This window comes from Tabrizicola thermarum (assembly GCF_003574395.1).
Taxonomy (GTDB): Bacteria; Pseudomonadota; Alphaproteobacteria; order Rhodobacterales; family Rhodobacteraceae; genus Tabrizicola; species Tabrizicola thermarum.
The window spans coordinates 53,082-74,123 of sequence record NZ_QMJY01000081.1 but is presented as its reverse complement, the minus strand read 5'-3'; the positions used below and the strand labels follow the sequence as shown (position 1 = coordinate 74,123).

Annotated in this window: 20 protein-coding genes; 10 read left to right on the top strand and 10 right to left on the bottom strand. The window is 67.5% G+C overall.

Annotation, left to right across the window (positions count from 1 at the left end; genetic code table 11):
* Positions 1–32: 32 nt before the first annotated feature.
* The 10 genes from D5084_RS14780 to ureG all read left to right on the top strand — a co-directional run bounded on the left by D5084_RS14780 (position 33) and on the right by ureG (position 6,664).
* Positions 33–683, top strand: a complete 651-nt coding sequence (locus tag D5084_RS14780) for a peroxiredoxin (RefSeq protein ID WP_128516273.1) — start codon at positions 33–35, stop codon at positions 681–683.
* A gap of 141 nt (positions 684–824) precedes the next feature.
* Positions 825–1,670 carry an urease accessory protein UreD gene (locus D5084_RS14775; RefSeq protein ID WP_128516272.1) on the top strand — a complete coding sequence of 282 codons (846 nt, stop codon included), beginning with the start codon at positions 825–827 and terminating at the stop codon, positions 1,668–1,670.
* Positions 1,667–1,969 carry an urease subunit gamma gene (locus tag D5084_RS14770; RefSeq protein ID WP_128516271.1) on the top strand — a complete coding sequence of 101 codons (303 nt, stop codon included), beginning with the start codon at positions 1,667–1,669 and terminating at the stop codon, positions 1,967–1,969. Before D5084_RS14775 ends, D5084_RS14770 begins: the two co-directional genes overlap by 4 nt.
* A 12-nt stretch (positions 1,970–1,981) precedes the next feature.
* Entirely contained in the window at positions 1,982–2,527 is a 546-nt protein-coding gene (locus tag D5084_RS14765; RefSeq protein ID WP_128516270.1) for a HupE/UreJ family protein, read from the top strand.
* Between the two features lie 3 nt (positions 2,528–2,530).
* The gene (locus D5084_RS14760; protein WP_128516269.1) at positions 2,531–2,836 is read left to right on the top strand and encodes an urease subunit beta; all 306 of its coding nucleotides are present in this window, start codon (positions 2,531–2,533) and stop codon (positions 2,834–2,836) included.
* A 32-nt stretch (positions 2,837–2,868) separates the two neighbouring features.
* Positions 2,869–3,177: an antifreeze protein gene (locus D5084_RS14755; RefSeq protein WP_128516268.1), complete on the top strand. Its 309-nt coding sequence runs from the start codon at positions 2,869–2,871 to the stop codon at positions 3,175–3,177.
* A 9-nt stretch (positions 3,178–3,186) separates the two neighbouring features.
* A complete protein-coding gene (gene ureC, locus D5084_RS14750) occupies positions 3,187–4,896 on the top strand; it encodes an urease subunit alpha (protein ID WP_128516267.1) in 1,710 nt (569 codons plus the stop codon).
* 1 nt (position 4,897) lies between these two features.
* Positions 4,898–5,386: an urease accessory protein UreE gene (locus D5084_RS14745; RefSeq protein WP_128516266.1), complete on the top strand. Its 489-nt coding sequence runs from the start codon at positions 4,898–4,900 to the stop codon at positions 5,384–5,386.
* Positions 5,379–6,005, top strand: a complete 627-nt coding sequence (locus D5084_RS14740; protein ID WP_162302447.1) for an urease accessory protein UreF — start codon at positions 5,379–5,381, stop codon at positions 6,003–6,005. The genes D5084_RS14745 and D5084_RS14740 overlap by 8 nt, the downstream gene beginning before the upstream one ends.
* Entirely contained in the window at positions 6,002–6,664 is a 663-nt protein-coding gene (gene ureG, locus D5084_RS14735; protein WP_128516264.1) for an urease accessory protein UreG, read from the top strand. The genes D5084_RS14740 and ureG overlap by 4 nt, the downstream gene beginning before the upstream one ends.
* Here ureG and D5084_RS14730 read toward each other — a convergent pair.
* The 10 genes from D5084_RS14730 to D5084_RS14685 form a co-directional block, all read right to left on the bottom strand.
* Positions 6,634–7,221, bottom strand: coding sequence for a L,D-transpeptidase (locus tag D5084_RS14730; protein WP_128516263.1), 588 nt, complete (start codon positions 7,219–7,221; stop codon positions 6,634–6,636). The genes ureG and D5084_RS14730 overlap by 31 nt on opposite strands.
* Positions 7,222–7,334: 113 nt before the next feature.
* Positions 7,335–9,476, bottom strand: coding sequence for a polyribonucleotide nucleotidyltransferase (gene pnp / locus D5084_RS14725; protein ID WP_128516262.1), 2,142 nt, complete (start codon positions 9,474–9,476; stop codon positions 7,335–7,337).
* A 173-nt stretch (positions 9,477–9,649) separates the two neighbouring features.
* On the bottom strand, positions 9,650–10,600 hold the full coding sequence (locus D5084_RS14720; protein WP_128516261.1) for an NAD(P)H-binding protein: 951 nt from the start codon (positions 10,598–10,600) through the stop codon (positions 9,650–9,652).
* Positions 10,601–10,667: 67 nt separating this feature from the next.
* Positions 10,668–10,994, bottom strand: coding sequence for a thioredoxin (gene trxA / locus D5084_RS14715; protein WP_128516260.1), 327 nt, complete (start codon positions 10,992–10,994; stop codon positions 10,668–10,670).
* Between the two features lie 57 nt (positions 10,995–11,051).
* On the bottom strand, positions 11,052–14,381 hold the full coding sequence (gene addA, locus D5084_RS14710; RefSeq protein WP_128516259.1) for a double-strand break repair helicase AddA: 3,330 nt from the start codon (positions 14,379–14,381) through the stop codon (positions 11,052–11,054).
* On the bottom strand, positions 14,378–17,275 hold the full coding sequence (addB, locus tag D5084_RS14705) for a double-strand break repair protein AddB (protein WP_128516258.1): 2,898 nt from the start codon (positions 17,273–17,275) through the stop codon (positions 14,378–14,380). The genes addA and addB overlap by 4 nt, the downstream gene beginning before the upstream one ends.
* Complete coding sequence (locus tag D5084_RS14700) at positions 17,268–17,972, bottom strand: nucleotidyltransferase family protein (RefSeq protein ID WP_128516257.1); 705 nt, start codon at positions 17,970–17,972, stop codon at positions 17,268–17,270. The genes addB and D5084_RS14700 overlap by 8 nt, the downstream gene beginning before the upstream one ends.
* Complete coding sequence (locus tag D5084_RS14695) at positions 17,948–18,964, bottom strand: aminoglycoside phosphotransferase family protein (protein WP_128516256.1); 1,017 nt, start codon at positions 18,962–18,964, stop codon at positions 17,948–17,950. The genes D5084_RS14700 and D5084_RS14695 overlap by 25 nt, the downstream gene beginning before the upstream one ends.
* Positions 18,957–19,424 carry a tRNA (adenosine(37)-N6)-threonylcarbamoyltransferase complex ATPase subunit type 1 TsaE gene (gene tsaE / locus D5084_RS14690; RefSeq protein ID WP_128516255.1) on the bottom strand — a complete coding sequence of 156 codons (468 nt, stop codon included), beginning with the start codon at positions 19,422–19,424 and terminating at the stop codon, positions 18,957–18,959. Before tsaE ends, D5084_RS14695 begins: the two co-directional genes overlap by 8 nt.
* Before the next feature lie 37 nt (positions 19,425–19,461).
* Entirely contained in the window at positions 19,462–21,030 is a 1,569-nt protein-coding gene (locus D5084_RS14685) for a PAS-domain containing protein (protein ID WP_128516254.1), read from the bottom strand.
* Between the last annotated feature and the right edge of the window lie 12 nt (positions 21,031–21,042).

Genomic DNA, 21,042 nt, shown 5'->3' with positions numbered 1-21,042 from the left:
CCAGACAGAAGTTCAACCGAAAGGGTTTCCAGATGGCTGTCCGCATCAACGACATCGCCCCCGACTTCACCGCCGAGTCCACCGCCGGGACGATCCGGTTCCACGAGTGGCTGGGCGACAGCTATGGCATCATCTTCAGCCACCCGCGCGACTTCACCCCGGTCTGCACCACGGAATTCGCCGCCGTTGCGCAATTGGCGGCAGAGTGGAAGAAGCGCAACACCAAGGTGATCGGCGTCTCGGTGGACAGCGTGCAGGACCACGAGAAGTGGAAGCGCGACATCGAGGCCTTCGGCGGTGCCCCCGCCGATTTCCCGATCATCGACGACACCAGCCTGACGGTGGCCAAGGCCTATGACATGCTGCCCGCCGATTACTATCTGCCGACCGAGGGGCGGACGCCCGCGAATTCGGCCACGGTGCGGACGGTCTATATCGTGGGGCCGGACAAGAAGATCCGCCTGTCGATGACCTACCCCATGTCGATCGGGCGCAACTTCGCGGAAATCCTGCGGGCGCTGGATGCGGTGCAGAAGACCGACGGCGTGCCGCTGGCGACGCCCGCCAACTGGGTGCCGGGGCAGGATGTGATCGTGGCTCTGGCGCTGAACAACGAGCAGGCCAAGGAGCGGTTCGGCGAGCTGGACATCAAGCTGCCCTATCTGCGGTTCGCCAAGGCCTGAACAAGCCGCCCGATTTCCGGGCGGATCGCCTGAAAAATATGCAAAAATGGGGTCGAGTCCGATGTGTGGGCTCGGCCCCTTTTGCTGACCGCGCGTTCCGGTTTGCGGGTGCGCCTGTGCTGTCCCTAGAACTGGGGCATCATGCCGCGAGACAGCCTTGCCCTTCGCACGATCCGCCAGCGGGCCTTTGGTCAGGCCTCGGTCGGGCTTGGGCTGCGGGGGGCGGTGACCTGTCTGCAGGACCTTCGGCAGGAGGGCTCGGCCCGGGCGATGCTGCCCCGCTCGGCGCCGGACTGGCCGGAGGTGGTGTTCCTGAACACTTCGGGCGGGCTGACCTCGGGCGACCGGATCGGGTTCTCGCTGGCCCTGGGCGGCGGCGCGCGGGTGCAGGCGACGACGCAAACGGCGGAGCGGGCTTACCTCGCGCTGGAAGGTCCGGCCTCGCTGACCGTGGCGATGACGGCGGGGGCGGGGGCGGAGCTGGTCTGGGCGCCGCAGGAGACGATCCTGTTCGAAGGGGCAGAGTTGGAGCGGCGGACGGAGATCGAGCTTGGCGACGGTGCGTCCTGCCTGATGTGCGAGATGGTGGTGCTGGGTCGTCGGGCGATGGGGGAACGTCCGCGGGCCTCGCGGCTGACCGACCGTCGGCGGGTCAGCTTGCGCGGGCGGCCACTGTGGGTGGAGCAGTTGCGGCTGGACGAGGGCGCGCTGGCGCTGGCCGATGGGGCGGCGGTGATGCGCGGCGGATCGGCTTTTGCGACGCTGGCGCTGTGTGGGCAGGGGCGCGAGGCGGCGGTGGATGCGGTCCGGTCGGTTCCGGTGCCCGAAGGGGTGACGGCAGGGGTCTCGGGCTGGAACGGGCGCTGCCTGATGCGCGCCGTGGGGGCGGAGCCCTGGCCGCTGAAGATTTACCTCGGCGCGGTGCTGGCGCGGCTGACGGGCCGCCCCTTGCCGCGCGTCTGGCAGATGCAGGGAGTGAACCCATGAACCTGACCCCGCGCGAGAAGGACAAGCTGCTGGTCTCGCTGGCCGCGATGGTCGCCCGTGGCCGCCTTGCGCGGGGCGTCAAGCTGAACCACCCCGAAGCCGTTGCACTGATTACCGATTTCGTCGTCGAGGGCGCGCGTGACGGGCGCAGTGTCTCGGACCTGATGCAGGCGGGCGCCCATGTCATCACCCGCGATCAATGCATGGAAGGCGTGCCCGAGATGATCCACTCCGTTCAGGTCGAAGCGACCTTTCCCGATGGCACCAAGCTGGTGACCGTCCACCATCCGATCCGCTGAGAGAGGCATCCCATGTCGCGTATCCTGCTTGCCGCCCTGATCCTGCTGCCCCTGCCTGCCCTGGCCCATACCGGGGATCACGCGGGCGGGTTTGCTTCAGGCATCCTGCATCCCCTGACCGGGAGCGACCATCTGCTGGCGATGTTCGCCGTGGGTCTATGGGCGGCGAGCCTTGGCGGGCGGGCGCTGTGGGCGCTGCCGCTGGCCTTTGTCGCCGCCCTGGCGGTGGGCGGGAGTGCCGGGGTGATGGGTGTGCAGATGCCGCTGGTGGAGCCGGCGATTCTGGCCTCGCTGGTCGTGTTCGGGGTGGCGTCGGCCATTGCCCTGCGGCTGCCGCTGGGGGCTGCGGTGGCGGGAACGGCGGTCTTCGGGCTGGCGCATGGGCTGGCGCATGGGGCCGAGGCGACGGGGGACTTCGCGCCCTTTGCGGCAGGGTTCGTGCTGTCCTCGCTGGGCCTGCACCTGTGCGGGCTGGCCATCGGGCGCATCCCCATGCTGCCGCGCGCGCTTGGCGCCGGAGTGGCTGTGGCGGGCCTTGCTCTGGCCGTGGCGGGCTAGGCGATGATCCCGGGGGAAATCTTCGCCGCCGAGGGCGAGATCGAGCTGAACGCGGGAGCGCCCGTCACCGTGCTGATGGTGGCCAATACCGGAGACCGCCCGGTGCAGGTGGGCAGCCATTACCACTTTGCCGAGACCAACCCGGGCCTGAGTTTCGACCGCGAGGCCGCGCGGGGGCAGCGGCTGGACATTCCGGCAGGCACGGCGGTGCGGTTTGAACCCGGTCAATCGCGCGAGGTGCGCCTTGTTCCGATCCTTGGCCGTCGCCATGTCTATGGGTTCAACGCAGCTGTCATGGGACCGCTGTAGGCTGTCCTGACACAGCGCCGAAAGGAAACCCGATGTTCCCGACCCCCTTGCAGATGATGACCCTGTCGATCCGCACCGCGACCATGCTGGCAGAGGCGCAGATGGTGATCGCCATGCGCCTGCTGGGCATGGCCGGGATGTGGCGCGTCTCGCCGTCCGAGAATGCCCGCATGGTCAGCGAGAAGATGGACGCCGTGCAGCAGTCAGCCTTTTCGGCCACTCGTGCCGTCATGCAGGGCAAATCACCCGCTGCCATCGCCGACGTTGCCCTGAAGCCCATCAGCCGCCGCACCAGCGCGAACGCAAAGCGCCTTGCCCGTCGCGGCCCCGGAACCCCGTGAAGGAACGCCATGGCCCACCGGATTGCCCGCCAAGACTATGCCGCGATGTATGGCCCGACCACGGGCGACCGGGTTCGCCTGGGTGACACCGATCTGATTATCGAGGTCGAACGGGACCTCACGACCTACGGCGAGGAGGTGAAGTTCGGCGGCGGCAAGGTGAACCGCGACGGGATGGGGCAGTCCCAGGTGCCACGCCTGGGCGGGGCTGTGGATACAGTGATCACCAACGCGCTGATCGTGGACTGGACGGGTATATACAAGGCCGATGTCGGCCTGCGCGACGGGTTCATCCACGCCATCGGCAAGGCCGGGAACCCCGATACCCAGCCCGGTGTGACGATCATCATCGGCCCCGGCACCGAGGTCATCGCGGGCGAGGGGCGCATCCTGACCGCGGGTGGGATCGACGCGCATATCCACTTCATCGCGCCGGGTCAGATCGACGATGCGCTGCATTCGGGGATCACCACGATGCTCGGCGGTGGCACCGGCCCGGCGCATGGGACTTTGGCCACGACCTGCACGCCGGGACCCTGGCATATCGGGCGGATGTTGCAGGCGCTGGACGCTTTCCCGATCAACTTCGGTCTGGCAGGCAAGGGCAATGCCAGCCGCCCCGAGGCGCTGGTCGAGATGGTCAATGCGGGTGCTTGTGCGTTGAAATTGCACGAGGATTGGGGAACGACCCCTGCCGCCATCGACTGCTGCCTTTCGGTCGCGGACGATATGGACGTGCAAGTCATGATCCATACCGACACATTGAACGAGAGCGGGTTCGTGGAGAATACTCTGGCCGCGATCAAGGGCCGCACGATCCATGCCTTCCACACCGAAGGTGCGGGTGGGGGCCATGCGCCCGACATCATCAAGGTGGTCAGCCAGCCGAACGTGCTGCCCTCGTCCACCAACCCGACGATGCCCTACACGGTGAACACCATCGAAGAGCATCTGGACATGCTGATGGTCTGCCACCATCTGGATCGGTCGATCCCCGAGGACGTGGCCTTTGCGGAAAGCCGCATCCGGCGCGAGACGATCGCGGCCGAGGATATCCTGCACGACATGGGGGCGTTTTCGATCATCTCGTCGGACAGTCAGGCGATGGGCCGGGTGGGCGAGGTCATCACCCGCACCTGGCAGACCGCCCACAAGATGAAGCAGCAGCGCGGGCGGCTGGCCGAGGAGACGGGGGACAACGACAATGTCCGCGTCCGTAGATACATCGCGAAATACACGATCAACCCGGCTTTGGCGCAGGGGCTTTCGCGGCATGTGGGAAGTGTCGAGGTGGGCAAGCGGGCCGATCTGGTGCTGTGGTCTCCGGCGTTCTTCGGTGCCAAGCCCGAGATGGTGCTGGTCGGCGGGACGATTGCGATGGCGCAGATGGGGGACACCAACGCCAGCATCCCGACGCCGCAGCCGGTGTTTTCGCGGCCCATGTTCGGGGCCTTCGGCCGGTCGCTGGAGCGGGGGTCGGTGCTGTTTGTCAGTGCGGCGGCGGAGGCGGCGGGGATTGACGGGCAGCTCGGGCTGCGCAAGGACCTTGTGGCGGTGTCAGGCACTCGGACGGTGACAAAGGCCGATCTGAAGCTGAACAGCGCGATGCCGATGATCGAGGTGCATCCCGAGACCTACGAAGTGCGGGCGGATGGGGAGTTGCTGACCTGTGCCCCGGCGGCCGAACTCCCCCTCGCGCAACGCTATTTCCTGTACTGACATGGCCTTTCCCCTGCCCGCCCGCACGCATCTGCCGAAAGGCCAATGGCATGGCCCGGCTGCCGCCGTGGTCACGCTGTCCTATGACGAACGGTTTCTGCGGCGAAAGCGGCTGGTGACGGATGCCGGGGAGGCCGTGATGGTCGATCTGGCGCAGACGACGAACCTTGAACCGGGAGATGCCTTGCAGACCGATGACGGGCGGCTGGTCGAAGTGCGGGCGGCGGATGAGCCTGTGGTGCGGGTGACCGGGCCGAACCTTGTGCGGCTGGCCTGGCATATCGGCAACCGGCATACGCCGTGCGAGGTGCAGGCGGACCATCTGGTGATCCGGCAGGATCATGTGCTGGAGGCGATGCTGGTCGGCCTGGGGGCCAGCCTGACGCGGGTGATCGCCCCGTTCCGGCCGGAAGGCGGGGCCTATGGGCATGGTCGGACGCTGGGGCATGACCACGGGCCGCATGGCTTTCCCCTTGCGCATCATGGCTGAGCTTGACCGCCTGCGCCTGACGCAGATCCTGTCGCCCGCCTTTCCCATCGGGTCCTTCGCGCATTCGCAGGGCCTGGAATGGGCGATTGCTTCGGGTGCCGTGCGGGATGGAGCGGGGATGGAGGACTGGGTTGGGTCGGTCATCAGCCGCGGCTCGGGCTTTGCGGATGCGGTGTTCCTGTCGATGGGCCGCCGACCCGGCGCCGATCTTGACGCCCTGGCGGACCTTTACGAGGCCTATCTGCCCTCGGTCGGGCGGCGGTTGGAGGCGATGGAACTCGGGCGCGGATTCGGGGCGATGACAAAGGCGGGACCGGTGGACCTGCCGTATATACTCGCCGTTGCCCGCGAGACCGCTGCTTTGGATGTCCCGGAAGCCGAAGTCCTTGGCCTGTATCTACAGGCGCTGGCGGTGCAGCTTCTGTCGGTCGCGGTGCGGTTCATGCCGCTGGGGCAGGGTGAGGCGCAACGGGTGCTGGCGGCTATCGCCCCGGTGATCGCGGATGCGGCAGTGCGGGCCTCGGGCGCGGGGGAGGAGGCGCTTTGCACCTTCACCCCGGGCGCGGACATCGCGGCGATGGCGCAGGAACACATGGAAACGAGGATCTTCCGGTCATGACATCCCCCAACGGACCCCTGCGCGTCGGGATAGGCGGCCCGGTCGGTGCGGGCAAGACCACGCTGACGGCGGCTCTGGCGCGGGTGCTGGCGCCGCAACTGTCCATGGCGGTCATCACCAACGACATCTACACCCGCGAGGATGCAGAGTTCCTGATGCGCGCCCAGGTCCTGCCGCTGGACCGGATCCGTGGGGTGGAAACCGGGGGCTGCCCGCATACCGCGATCCGTGAGGATGCCAGCATCAATCTTGCGGCGGTGGCGGACCTGCGGGCGGTGCATGCAGATCTGGACCTGATCCTGATCGAAAGCGGCGGCGACAATCTGGCGGCGACCTTTTCGCCGGAACTGGCGGACCTGACGATCTATGTGATCGACACGGCGGCAGGGCAGGACATTCCGCGCAAGAAGGGGCCGGGGCTGATGCGGTCGGATATTCTGGTGGTGAACAAGACCGACCTTGCGCCCTATGTGGGGGTCGATCTGGGGATGCTGGAAGCCGATGCGGCGAAGGCCCGGGCGGGGCGGCCCTTCGTGCTGTCGGACCTGAAGAGCGGCAAGGGTCTGGACCGGATCGTTGGCCTTCTGGCCGAGCTGGGGGGCCTGGAGGTGAGGGCCGGTCCGGGTGGTCAGGACGCGTCGGATTTCGGTAACAGATAGACCGGCGCGCCCAGCTCGACCTCGTCGTAAAGCGCGATGATGTCCTCGTTCACCAGCCGCACGCAGCCGTTCGAGACCGCCGAGCCGATGGTCCAGGGCTCGGGCGTGCCGTGGATGCGCAGGAAGGTGTCGTTGCCCGCCTCGTCGAAGAGATAGAGCGCCCGTGCCCCCAGCGGGTTGTCGGGTCCGCCCGGCATTCCGTCGGCATATTTCGCATAGCGCTTGGGGTCACGGTCGATCATCGCGCGGGTGGGTGTCCAGCTGGGCCATTCCCGTTTCGCGCCCAGCGTGAAGGCGCCGGATTCATACAGGTTGCCGCGTCCGATCCCGACGGAATACTGGATGCCGCGCGTCGGAGAGCGGACAAGATACAGCACGAAATAGTCGGGATCGACGATGATAGAGCCCACGTCCTGCGGTTCGGCAAATCGGACGGGGCGGGGCAGGTATTCCTCGGGGACGACCCAGTCTTCGGCGCTGCGGGCACGGGCGCGCAGGGGCAGCACGGCGGCAAGGGTTGCGCCGAGAACCAGCCGACGGTTGAGCACGGCTTGCATCATCCCACTCCGTTTTCCTGGCCATCGGATCGGCATGGCACAGGTGAAACATAGGATGGAAAAGGCCCCGGGAGTTACCCCCGGGGCCTTCACATTCACGCCAGCAGAAAGCCTCAGCCCTCGGCGGCTTCTTCCTTCTTCTCGGTGATTTCCTCACCGGTCTCCTGGTCGACCATCTTCATGCCAAGACGGACCTTGCCGCGGTCGTCGAAGCCCAGAAGCTTGACCTTGACCTCCTGGCCTTCCTTCAGAAGCTCGTTCGGGTGGTTCAGGCGCTTGTTGGCGATCTGGGACACGTGCACCAGACCGTCGCGCTTGCCGAAGAAGTTCACGAAGGCGCCGAAGTCGACCAGTTTCACCACCTTGCCGGTGTAGACTTGGCCTTCTTCGGGTTCGGCCACGATCGACCAGATCATGTCGTAGGCCTTCTTGATGGCGCCCGCGTCGTTCGAGGCGATCTTGATCTGGCCGTCGTCGTTGATGTCGACCTTGGCGCCCGACTGCTCCACGATCTCGCGGATGACCTTGCCGCCCGAGCCGATCACTTCGCGGATCTTGTCGGTCGGGATCTGCATCGTCTCGATCTTCGGCGCGTATTCGCTGAAGCCCTGCGGCGCGCTGATGGCTTTGGCCATCTCGCCCAGGATGTGCATACGGCCGTCCTTGGCCTGGGCCAGGGCCTGCTTCATGATCTCGGGCGTGATGCCCGCGACCTTGATGTCCATCTGAAGGCTGGTGATGCCGTTCGCGGTGCCCGCGACCTTGAAATCCATGTCGCCGAGGTGATCCTCGTCGCCCAGGATGTCGGTCAGGACCGCCCAGTCGCCGTCCTCTTCCAGCACCAGACCCATGGCCACACCCGCCACCGGCGCCTTCAGCGGCACACCCGCGTCCATCATCGACAGAGAGCCACCGCAGACCGAGGCCATGGAGGAGGAGCCGTTCGATTCGGTGATCTCGGAGACCACGCGGATGGTGTAGGGGAAGTCGGTCGGGGCCGGGAGAACCGCCTGCAGGGCGCGCCAGGCAAGCTTGCCATGGCCGATTTCGCGCCGGCCGGGCGAGCCCACACGACCCACTTCGCCGACCGAATAGGGCGGGAAGTTGTAGTGCAGAAGGAAGTTCGACCGGTAGTTGCCGTTCAGCGCGTCGATGATCTGCTCGTCCTCGCCGGTGCCCAGCGTGGTGACGACCAGGGCTTGCGTTTCACCCCGGGTGAACAGGGCCGAGCCATGCGCGCGCGGCAACACGCCGGTTTCGCAGACGATCGGGCGGACGGTTTTCGTATCGCGGCCGTCGATCCGGCGACCATGTTTCACCACGTCGCCGCGCAGAACCGCAGATTCCAGCTTCTTGATCGCCGGATAAAGGTTCGGGTCGGCCCGGTCTTCCTCGGTCATCGCGGCCTTGATCGCCTCGACCGCGGCCTCGATGGCAGTGGTGCGTTCCTGCTTGTCGCGGATCGCGAAGGCGGCGCGCATCTGAGCCTCACCGGCCTGCTTTACCTTGGCGTACAGCGCCGAATAGTCCGGCGGGGTGAAGTCGAAGGGGTCCCTGGCCGAATGTTCGGCGAAGTCGATGATGAGGTCGATCACCGGCTGCATCTGTTCGTGGCCGAAGACCACGGCGCCCAGCATTTCCTCTTCGGTCAGCTCGTAAGCCTCGGATTCCACCATCATCACGGCGTCCTTGGTCCCGGCGACGACCAGGTCAAGGCGCTGTTCGGGCTTCATGCGCAGCTGCGTCATGTCGTCCATCGACGGGTTCAGCACATACTTTCCGTCGACGAAACCGACGCGGGCCGCACCGATCGGACCCATGAACGGCACGCCCGAGACGGTCAGCGCCGCCGAGGCTGCGATCATCGACACGATGTCGGGATCATTCACGAGGTCGCAGGACAGCACGGTGCACATCACCAGCACTTCGTTGCGGAAGCCTTCCACGAACAGCGGGCGGATCGGGCGGTCGATCAGGCGGGAAACCAGCGTTTCCTTTTCCGAGGGCCGCGCCTCGCGCTTGAAGAAGCCGCCGGGGATCTTGCCGGCTGCGTAGTATTTTTCCTGGTAGTGAACGGTCAGGGGGAAGAAGTCCTGACCTTCCTTCGCCGTCTTGGCAAAGGTCACGTTGGCCATCACCTGGGTCTCGCCCAGCGTCGCGATCACCGACCCATCGGCCTGGCGCGCAACTTTCCCCGTTTCCAGAGTGAGCGTCTCGCTGCCCCACTGGATCGATTTCTTGGTCACATTGAACATGTATCGTTTCCTCTGGAGATGCGGCCCCTGCCGTCATCCCCGCTATCTGGCGGCCCCATTGCCGCCCCTCCCCCGCATCCTTTGCATGTGCCCCGGGGGCGGGCCTCACGTCTCAGATGGCGGGGCCATACAGGAAAACCGTTGCGAATGAAAGAACGGATGCAGGGGCGCGGTCAGAAGATCGCGTGCGCCCCGCGGTCATCCGCCACCTCGCCCCGCAGCATGGCGGCGTAGTGGTCCTCCAGCCGGTCGGTGCCGAACTCGGGCGTGGCGTCCGAGTCGTAGGATTGCGTGGCGGGGTTCCAGACCAGCATCGATTGCGTGGCATAGTAGCGCCCGATGCGGGCCAGCTGTGCCTTGGCCTTCAGGCGCGGCGACAGGGTGCCGAGGGCCGTCAGCACCGCGACGATCGTGGTCATCAGCGCGACGGGGACATGCCTGATGCGGACGGGCTGGCCGGTGAGGCGTTCCAGCATTGCGGCCTGGTCCAGCGGAGTGATCGCCGGGCCGGGGCCACCGATGGGCAGGATGCGGTTGCGCAGGGCGGGGTCGGAGAGGGTGAGGCTCAGGTAGCGTCCAAGATCGGCGTCCGAGATCGGCTTGCAGGCGGTCAGTCTGCCGTCGCCGAAGACGAGGAACGGGCGGTTGTCGCGGACGCGGGCAACCTGACCGGAGAGCGATTTGAAATAGGCCGTCGGGCGGACGATGGTCCAGTCAAGAGGGGCGGCTTGCAATTCGGCCTCGAAGGCCAGCTTGGCGCGCTGAAACTCCAGCAGCGGTTTCTGAACGCAGATCGCGGAGAGGAGCGTGAAGTGGCGCACTCTGGCTGCGACCGCGGCCTTCAGCGCGGTGGAATTGGCGGCGTGGTCCACGGCCCAGGCGTCCTTCGGTGCCCCGGTGCGGCTGGCGAGGCAGGAGACGACGGCGTCGATGCCGGACAGGGCGGCGGCGAGGGGGTCGGGCTGAACCTGCCCCCTCAGGATGGTGCAGCCGGGCAGCAGGTCGGCATCAGCCTCGGGTCGGATCAGCGCGGTGACGCGGTGCCCATCGGCCCGCAAGGCCCGCGCCGTCGCCCGGCCGATCGTGCCGGTGCCGCCGAGAAGAAGGACGTTCAGACTGGCCATGGTGCCAGAATGCAGAACGCCCGACCTCTGGCAAGGCCGGGCGTCGGGCAATGGAACGCAAGGACGATCAGATCGCCGACTTGATCCAGTTTTCCAGCGCGGCCTTCGGCGCGGCGCCGACCTTGTTCGACACGACCTGGCCGTCCTTGAACATGAACAGGGCCGGGATGCCGCGCACACCAAGAGTGGCGGGGCTGTCCGGATTTTCGTCCACGTTGACCTTCACGATCTTCACCTTGCCTGCGTATTCGGTGGCAAGTTCTTCCAGCGCCGGGCCGATCTGGCGGCAGGGGCCGCACCATTCGGCCCAGAAGTCCACCACGACCGGAATTGGCGACTTGCGGACTTCGGCATCGAAGGTGGCGTCGGTGACTGCGACGGTGGCAGCGCCCATGATCGTTCTCCTGCGGGATTTGTCTGACGGAAAGGGTAAGAAGCCGGGACGGGAAGGTCAAGGGATCGTGGTGCAGGCGAGGGCCGCCCTCACGATCTCGGGATCGACGGGCATCAGGCGCGGCGTCTTGGTCCAGAGGATCGCCGTCTCGATCCGGCGGTCGGGGTAGATTGCCGCCAGCATGTAGGCATAGGCGCCAAGCTGGCGAAGGATGCCTTCGGGGATGTCCTTGGGCCGGTCGGGGACCAGTGCGTTCGACTTGTAGTCGATGATGAGGATGCGGTCGGGGCCCAGGATCAGCCGGTCGATCGACCCAGCAAGGATGCGGCCCTGCCAGGGGGCGGTGACGGCGACTTCGGTCAGGCTGTCTGCGGCAAAGAGGGCCGCAAGGTCGGGGTGGCGCAGGACACGTTCTGCCTCGGCCAGAACCGCAGCGCGGTAGGCGGCGTCGGGAACAAGGGCCTCGGCATGGCTGCTCCAGGCGGCCGGATCAAGGCCGGGCAGGCGTTCGAGAAGGAGGTGCAGCGCGGTGCCGCGGGCGCGGGCCTCGGCTTCGGGCAGGGTCGGTTCGCCGGGCAGCGCCTTGGGGCCGCCAAGGTCGGACGGGGACAGGACCGCAGGGGGCCGCGGGTCGGGCGGCGCGGGCCGGTTCGCCCAGTCGGGCAGGGTGGGAAGGGGGATCTCGATCTTCTCCCTGCGCAGCGGAGGTGGCCAATCGCCGTAGCTGTGCCGCAGGATGCCGCCCTCGAGGGTGGTCGCGTCTTTCGCGGCAACGGCAGCGCTGATCAGCCGGTGCCAGGTCGTGTCCTTGCTGACCTTTCCCGACCCCGCCGCCACAAGCCAGCAGCGCGCCCGGGTCATCGCCACATAAAGAAGCCGCAGCCGTTCGGCCGCATCGCGTTCGGCCCGCAGGGCGCGCTCGGCGGCAATCGGGGCGGGGCTTTCGTCCTTGCCGACCTTCCACACCGCCTTCCCGTCCCCGAGAGTGACGATCTGGCCGCGTTCGGGTGTGGTGGTGTCGGCGCATTCGGCGAGGATGACGATATTGGCTTCAAGGCCCTTGGCGCCGTGAACGGTCATCACCCGGATCAGGTTGCCCTCGCCGTCCATCTGGCGTTTGACCTCGATGTCGTCGGTTTCCATCCAGGTCAGAAAGCCGGTGAGGCTGGGGACCTCGACCGTCTCGTAGGCAAGCGCCTGGCTGAGCAGTTCGTCGATGCCGTCCTCGGCCTCTGGCCCCAGGCGGCTTATCAGCTTGCGGCGGCCGTCGTGACGGTGGAGCACGCGTTCGATCAGGTCGTAGGGGCGCAGGAAATCGGCCTGGCTGCGCATGTCGTCAAGAAAGGCCCGGGTGGCCTCGTGACCGGGATGATCGCGCAGCGCCTCCCACAGGTAGCCCTTGCGGGGATGGGCAAGGCGGAACAGGTCGGCTTCGGACCAGCCGCACAGCGGCGAGCGCAGGACGGCGGCCAGCGAGAGGTCGTCTTCGGGCGTGTCAAGGAAGGCCAGAAGCGCCGACAGGTCCTTGACGGCAAGGTCGCCGCCAAGTTTGAGCCGGTCGGCCCCCGCGATGGGAAGCTCCAGCTTCTTGCAGGCGCGGATGATGTGGTGGAACACACCCGAGCGGCGCTGGACGAGGATCAGGAAGTCGCCATAGCGGATCGGGCGTTCGGTAGGCTCGCCTTTCCTGGGTGCCAGCGGGATCTGCTCGCCGCCGTCCACGCGCGCCTTGATCCATTCGGCGATGTGCTGGGAAAGCCGGATCTGAGGGTCTTCGGGATGCGTGGTGTCGAGCGGTTCATACCAGGGGCCGGGTTCCGGCTTGTCTTCCTTTTCCAGGACGGGCCAGACATCCACGCGACCGGGCAGGGTTTCGTGGATCGCGATGTGATGCGACTTGCCGCCCAGCGCGGCTTGTTCCGCTGGCGTGAAGGTTGCATCCACCACATCGAGGATGGCGCGAGACGAGCGGAAGGAATGTTCCAGAACGCTGTCGTTCAGCCCGCGGCCCCCGGCGAGACGGTCGCTGAAATGGGCGCGCATCCGGTCGAAGGCCGCGACATCGGCGCCCTGGAAGGAATAGATCGACTGCTTCTTGTCGCCGACCACGAAGAGGGTCCGGTTCCGCGTGGCCGCGCCTTCCCCGGCGACAATCTCGGCGGCGAGGGCTTCGATCAGGTCCCATTGCTCGGGGCTGGTGTCCTGGGCTTCGTCGACAAGGATGTGGTCGATCCCGCCGTCCAGCCGGTAAAGCACCCAGGCGGCCAGCGACGGATCGGTCAGCAGGGTCTTGGCGCGGCGGATCAGGTCGTCGAAGTCGAGAAGCCCGCGCGCGGCCTTGCGGCGTTCGTATTCGGGCAGGAAGACAGCGGCGAAATCATGCAGGGCAAGGGTCTTTTCGGCGGCGGCGAGGGCGATGCGTTTCTGCCGGGCGGCTTCGACCCTGGCCATGAGGTTGTTCAGCGGATCGATGAGGTTGCCAAGCTTTGGCCGGGTCTCTTTGGTCGGGAAGGCGTCGATCTTCGCAGTATAGTGCTTGGACGGGTCCTTGCTGCCCGCCTTGTTCAGGAGCCAGTCTTCCAGCACTTCCAGCGTCCGGGAGGTTGGCGTCGTGAGGTTCAGAGCACCGAGCGCCCTGGCCGCCTTGACATCCGTCGCAGTCCCGGTGGACAGGATCGAGACGACTTCGGCCATCCACATGGCTTCGTCACCGAAGAACACGTCTGCAAGGATGTCGCCTGCCGTCGTTTCCGGTTCCAGGCCGAACAGCCGCCAGACCCTTTCCCTGTCCAGCGGCGGGTCGAAACTGGCGCGGTGGTGGGCGATCTCCTCGATCAGCTTGCCGAAGTCCTCGCCGTTCTGCACTTCGGTCAGGCGGCGGACGACGGCGGCGTTCGGGCCGTCGGCCATTTCCTCGACGATCTCGGCGCGCATCAGGCGGCCCGAACGGTCGTCCATCTCGACGAAGCCGGGGGAGACGCCGGCCTCCAGCGGGAAGCGGCGCAGGAGGCTGGCGCAGAAGCTGTGGATGGTCTGGATGCGCAGGCCGCCGGGGGTTTCGATCGCGCGGGCGAAGAGCTGGCGGGCGCGGGCCAGACGGTCAGGCGGGTTGTCGGTTTCGCCCAGGTCGGTAAGTGCCTTGCGCAGTCTGGCCTCGGGCATCATCGCCCATTCGCCAAGCCGGTCGAAAAGCCGGTTCTGCATCTCGGTCGCGGCGGCCTTGGTGTAGGTGAGGCAGAGGATCAGCTGCGGCTCGACACCTGACAGGAGGAGCCGGGCCACCCGGTCGGTGAGGACGCGGGTCTTGCCCGAACCGGCGTTGGCCGACAGCCAGGTGTTGCTGGCGGGGTGGGCGGCGGCGATCTGGCGGGTGAAGGCCTCGGTCATGCCAGCGTCTCGGGCCTGGGGGTGTCGGTCATCTCCCATTCGCCGAACCGCGAAAGGTGATCGTAGTCGCTGGGGTCGTTGGTCTTCTGCATCGCGCGTCTGGCGGTGTAGCCTTGGGTCGGTCGCGTAAAGTTGCGTATCAACCTGGCAAACTCATCCCAGACGGCGGCGACCTTTCCGGGTTCAAGGTCGATCACCGCGGGTTTCACATCCGCTTTCACCCCGTAATAGATCACCCGCGCGACCTCTTCGGCGGTCAACCCCTTGAAGCCGCCGCTCTCGGCCATCGCAGCCAGCAGCAACAGCTGCTTGTCGAAGTGTTCCTGTTCGTCTTTTGATGGCGGTGAGCCGGTCTTGTAGTCGATCAGCAGCAATCTCCCGTCGTCCAGCCGGTCGATCCGGTCGGGCTTGCCCGTCAGGGTGAAGTCGAGACCCGGCAGTTGCACGGCGCCTTTCTCCTCCAGCAGGACGGGCGTGCCGCCGGTGTTGGCAGAGAAGTCAAGGAACGCGTCCGCCGCCTTGGCGATGCGGCTGCGCCAGATCGTCCGGGCCAGAGGCCAGGCGACCTGTTCGGCCAGGACGGCGTCGGCGATGGACAAGAGCGTTTCCCGCGTGCCGCCGCCACGGCGCAGGAAGACTTCCAGGATCTCGTGCAGCACCACACCGCGCAGCCGGGGGTCGGCCTCGCGGCGCAGGGGGTCGAGAGGTCTCAGCTTGAGAACATGCTTGGCGTAGATCGCATAGGGGTCGCGGATCAGGGTCTTGATCTCGGTCACAGACAGCTTGCGCGGACGCGCGGCGACCGGCGGACGGGGAGAGGGGCGCGGGGCACCATCGGCCTTTTCCGTGGCATCGAAGGCCTGGGCCAGGTGCAGCCAGGCCTCGCCCCGGGCCCGCATCGCGGCCAGGGCCTCGGGTCCGTTCCGGTCGGGCAGGCCGCCCATCAGGTTCACCAGCCGGTTCAGCCAGCGCGAGGGCACGGTCTCCGCCTCGGCCCCGCGTCTGGACCGGCTGAGCACGACACGCGGTGCGGCGACGGCCTGCTGGTAGTCATGCGCCGACAGGCCGATCCGGCGTTCAGGCAGAAGAAGGCCCGCCTCTTTCCGCATGGCCCGGTTCAGCCAGGGGTCGGCTGGCGGCTGCGCGGGCCAGGTGCCATCGTTCAACCCGCCAAGGATCACGAGGTCGGCGCCCTGGACGCGGCTTTCCAGCGTGCCCCAGATCATGATGCCGGGATGCACGCTTTCGGTTTCTCGCACCTCGTGACGCTGCAAGACGCCAAGGAAGATGCCGGCATAGTCCATCGGCGTCATGTCGCCCGCCGCCGAGGCCTCCTGCTGCAATTCAGCCAGCGCCTTCGCGGCCTCTTCTCCCGCCGCCTTCAGCCACAGCGCGCCGCTGCCTGCCGTGTCGAAGCCTGCGGCCAGCCGTTCCGACAGCCGCAGGTGCAGGGCTACGAAGTCCGACAGCGATTGCCGCCCCAGCGTTTCGTGGCCACAGAGGGTGTCGGCGACGATGGCGGCCCAATCTGCGGCCTGCGGGATGTCGGAACGCTCGGCCCAGTCCTTCAGGCTTTGCGCCGTCGGGAAGGCGGGACCGTTGCGGCGGATGTGCAGCTCCAGCTCGCGCGTGAGGATCAGGTGGGGGCCTCGCCCGGCGCCGGTGAAGGCGAGCGGGTGTTTGAGCAGCGCCAGCAGCGCGTCGGCGGTCAGCTTCTGGCCGAAAAGCGCCGCGATCTGCCGCATGAGCCGGCCGGGCGCGGAGAGGGCAAGCGGTCGCCCGGCGGAATCGTCGGGGCGGATGCCCCAGCGGTCAAGCGCGGCGGTGACGCGGCGGGTCAGGTTGCGGTCGGGCGAGATCAGCGCGGCGCGGGTGCCATCCTCGGCCGCCCTGCGCAGGATCAGTGCGATGGCCAGGGCCTCGGCCCGGGGGCTGGGAGCCTCCAGAAGGCTGAGGCCCTGGGTCGCGGCAAGAAGATCGGGAAGGTTCGGCCCCTCGGCCAGCCATTGATGCGTGGTCGGCGCGGGACGCAGCGAGAGCGACACGAGCTTGTTCCGCTGGGGGTCGGGGGCAGGGGTATGGGTCCAGCGCCGCACGTCCTGCGGGCCGCAGCCCAGAAGGTCCATCAGGCGGCGAAAGCGGAACTGGGGGTGGTCTTCGGCAAGCAGGACGTCGTCCATCCCCGCCCAGACCTCGGGCGGCAGGTCGAAGTCGTAGCCGGGCAGGACGATGCGCCCCTGCGGCAACTGAGCGACAGCCTGCATCAGAAGGGCAGTGGTTCCCCGCGACCCGGTGGAGCCTGCAAGGACCACCGGCCCCGGTGGAGGCGTGGCGGCCCAGCTTTCGGCAAGGCCCGCGACGGCGCGGCGCAGGATCGTTTCGGCATCCGGGGCGTCATCGGACAGGGCCTCGGTCACGATGCCGAGAAAGGCCTGGGTCCGGGCCCAATGCGCGGAGTGGTTGGCCACGTCCAGCGCGGCGATGCGGTCGGGCGTGACGCCTTCGCCCTGCATCTCTTCGATCAGGCCGGCAAGGCTGTCGGCCAGTTCATAGAGCGCCGCGCGGGGAAAATGCGTGGTGCCGGTGGCGAGGAGCCGGTCGAGCAGGACCGACAGTACCAGCCGACGCCGCAGCGGCGAGATGGGCCGGGGCAGCGGCAGGTTGGCCAGAAGGGCGGCCTCGGTCACAAGGTGGATGCGGGGAAGGAACCGGGCGCCCGTGGCTTGCAGGCAATCGGTCACCCGTCTGCGCATGCGCTGGGTGTTCACGATCAGGGTGACCCGGGCCATCGCCTCGGGCGGGTCGTCCTTCACGAGGTCCAGGAGACCCGCCACCAGTTCGGCGGGAAAATGGACGCCGGGCGGAAGGGCGAAAAGGGGGACAGGCCTAGCCATGCCGGGCATCGTGAAGCAGGCGCTCGGCCTCGGCAATCCCTTCCGGGTGGCCGACATCGCACCAGTCGCCGGGATGGAGGACGCCGAAGGCGGTTCCGGCGGCGATCATCCGGTCCCAGACACGGTTCAGCGAGAAGACCTCGTCTGGAATGGCGCGAAGGCGGTCGGGGTTGAGGATCTGCGCGCCGATGTAGACGTGATCCTCTCCCCCCGTCCCGCGTGACAGGCGGCCTTCGGCGTCGAGACGGAAGTCGCCCTTCGGGCCATGGGCGCGCGTCTTTTGCAGCGGCAGGAGAAGGAGAAGCGCCTCCATCCGCGCGCCGTCCCAGGCGGCGGCGAGCGTTTGCAGCGGGTTCGGTCCGGTCCAGATGCCGTCGCTGTTCAGGATGGCGACCGGCCCGTCGCCAAGCAGAGGCAGCGCGGCCTTCAGGCCCCCGCCGGTTTCCAGAATCCGGTCGGCCTCATGGCTGATCGTGACGCCGCGACCGGCCAGATGCGCGGCCATCTGATCGGCGCGGTAGTGGGTGTTCACGACGATGCGGCCGACATCGGCGGCTTTGGCCACGTCCAGCGCATGGTCGATCAGCGCCCGCCCGGCGACCGGGATCAGCGGCTTGGGCCGGTCAGCGGTCAGCGCCCGCATCCGGGTGCCGAACCCGGCGGCGAAGAGCATCAGAGGGAAGGGGTAGGCGGGCATTGCGTGCAGATCTTCTGCAAAAGGTCGGGGGTGGGGGCGGGGAGCAGCCGGTCACAGACCGCGCGCAGGTCAGCGAGGACGGGGTGGGTGAGATTGGTCTGCAACTGGGACCAGACCCGAGGGATCAGCGTCAGGTAACCCGGCTTTGCGGCAACAATGCCAAGCCGCACGAAGACGCCAAGGATGCGCAGGGCACGTTGGGCCCCGAGGGTCGCATACTGTGCGGCAAAGGTCTGGGGATCGGTCCCGACTGTGGCGACGAAATGCGCAATCACTCGGGCTTCGGTGTCAGGATTCACATCCCGGCGGGCGTCTTGCAGGAGGGATACCAGATCATAGCCGGGCTGGCCAAGCTGGGCGAGCTGGAAATCCAGCAGGCCCACGCGCGCCAGCCCCTGGCGGCCGGGCAGCCAGATCAGGTTTTCGGCATGAAAGTCGCGCAGGATCAGCACGCGGGGCCCGTCGGCATAGGCGGTCAGCGCCTGGGTAAGGGCGGCGCGAAACCCGGCCTGATCGGGGCGCGTGCCGGTGGCGGCGAAGGCGTACCAGTCCAGCGCGAAGCCTGCGGCGCTGGCCCAGTCCTCGGCGGACAGGTTCGGCAGGCCGGGGGGTGGGGCGGCGGCTTGCAGGTGCAGAAGCACATCGGCGGCGGCGGTGTAAAGCTCGGCTTCACGGCTGGGGTCGGCGTGGACGAGGCGGGCGAAGAGATCGTCGCCCAGGTCTTCCAGAAGGAGAAAACCCTGGTCCAGATCCTCGGCCAGGATCGCCGGGGCAGAGAGGCCAAGCTCGCGCAGGTGGCGTGCCATGGCCGAAAAGGCGGCTGGGTCGTCGGCGCCGCCGGGCGGATTGTCCATCAACACCGCCGTAGCCCCGCCAAGCCGGAGCCGTTCGTAGCGCCGGTCCGACGCATCGCCTGCCAGGTGGTGACGTTCGGCCGATCCCCAGCCGGACCGGGCGAGGAAGGCCGTCAGGGCCGAGGCGCGGTCAGACATCGGCAAGGGCCGCGGCCAGTCCGGGGCGACCGCCGGTCATGACGGCTTGCCGGCCTTCGCCCTGCGCCTTCAGACGAATGGTCAGCGCAGCGGGCGGCAGGTGGCTGCCCAGCCGGTCGGGCCATTCCACCAGGCAGATGGCCGTCTCGAAGGCCTGGTCGAGGCCGAGTTCCCAGACCTCGTCCGGGTGGGTCAGGCGGTAGAGATCGGCGTGCCAGATCTCGGTGCCGTCATGGTCATAGACCTGCACCAGGGTGAAGGTGGGGGACGGGACTTCCTCGTCCGCGCCCAGACGCGCCCGGATGAAGGCGCGGGCCAGGCAGCTTTTCCCCGCTCCGATCGGACCTTGCAGAAGGATCGCATCGCCGGGGCGGGCCAGGGCCGCCAGCCTGCGACCCAGGGCCTCGGTGTCGTCGGCGGTGGGGAGGGTCAGCGTCACGGGGTCTGCGGCGGTTGGCATGGCGCGACTGTAGCGGTCCGACCTGCCGCTGCAAGCCTTACGCCGTCAGCAATCCCATCCGGGGCGCCTCGCGGACCGGCGCCGGTGCGGCAGAGCCCTGGACACGGAAGGTGACCAGCGTCGCGCCCCCGGTCAGCGGCCGGAAGCGGCAGGACACAAGCCGCCCGTCCAGCAGCCGCACATCGCCATCCCAGGGCGTGCGGTCGTCGGTGCTGGTGGCAAAGTCGATCGCGTCGTCCCAGAGCAGCGTCGGGGCGGAATGGTCGCGCCACCAGGCGCAGAGGGTGGCAATGCTGGCTTCGGACAGAAGAACCTGCGGGTCATGCTGCCAAAGCTGGGCGTAGGCGTGGTTCGACATCACCAGCTGACCGCCCTGCGAGAACACGGCAACGGCATCCTCGACCGCGTCGATCACCGACTGGCCCAGTTCCACATCCGCCCGATAGCGCCGGGTGCGCGACATTTCGTTGGAGATATCCTCGAACATGAAGGCCAGCGCGCCGTTCGGATGCGGGCGGCCGATGACGCGGTAGGTCTGGCCGCCCGGCAGGCTCCAGGTCTCCTCGAAGATGCCCATCGCGGCCTCTTCCTCCAGCCGGGCAAGTTGCTTGCGCCAGCTGCGATAGTCCCGCGGCTCCGGGATCATTGCCCGGGCGCGCATCGCGTCGAGGAAGGCGTTCAGCGTGGGGCGTCCGATCAGCAGTTCGGGAGGAAGCGTGGTCAGGTCGGCCAGCGCGGGGTTGAACATCTGCAGGCAGCGCGAACGGTCGAAGATGGCAAGCCCGATGGGCAGGTCGGCGAAGGTCTTGGTCAGGGTCTGCATGAATTCGCGCAGGGCGGTTTCGGCTTGGACGGCCTTGTCGGCGGCCAGCGCGTAGCAGAGCGCCGTGTCGCCCTGGGGCATCTTGACGAGGTCAAACCATTCCGGTCCGCTGGGCATCTGGAGCTTCAGCCGGGGAAGGCGGCCAGAGGGGGCATCGGTCTGGTCAAACAGCTTTGGCAGCGGCCAGGACAGGTCTTCGCCGTCGGGAAGAAGTTCGACGGCCCGGATCAGATAGGCATGGTTTGCCCAGATGACCGAACCGTCCGCAGATTCCTTCCACATCAGCACCGGGGCCCGCGACAGGACGGCGCGCTGGGCCATGACCTCTTGCTGAAGCGCGGCGAAGGTTGCGGCATCGGCCGGCCCGGCCGGCTGGTCGGTCTGTGCGCCCTGGATCGTCAGCCGGGTCAGGCCGGAGAGATGTTCGGCCTTGAGGACGAGCGGCGGCGCGCTTCCCGGCAGGGAGGAGATCTGGATCTGGCCGATACGGGGCAAGGTCGCCAGTTGTTCGGAGAGATTGGGAAAGTCCGGGCCGAACCGGGCGATCAACCGACCCAGGGCGCCCTGGTCTTCGCCTTCGGGCAGGATGGCGCGGGCCGACGGAGAGGCGTCGATCAGGCGGTCGCCGTCGAACAGGAAGGCGATCCGGTTCGGGGTCGGATCGAAGATGCTGGCAACGCGCGTCGGCTGCCGGGACATCCAGGCCTGCATGAGCGCGAGCGCCGACAGCGCGACCAGAAGCGCCGCCAGCACCATCCCCAAAGCCATCGTCAGATCACCCATCCCTGAAAAACC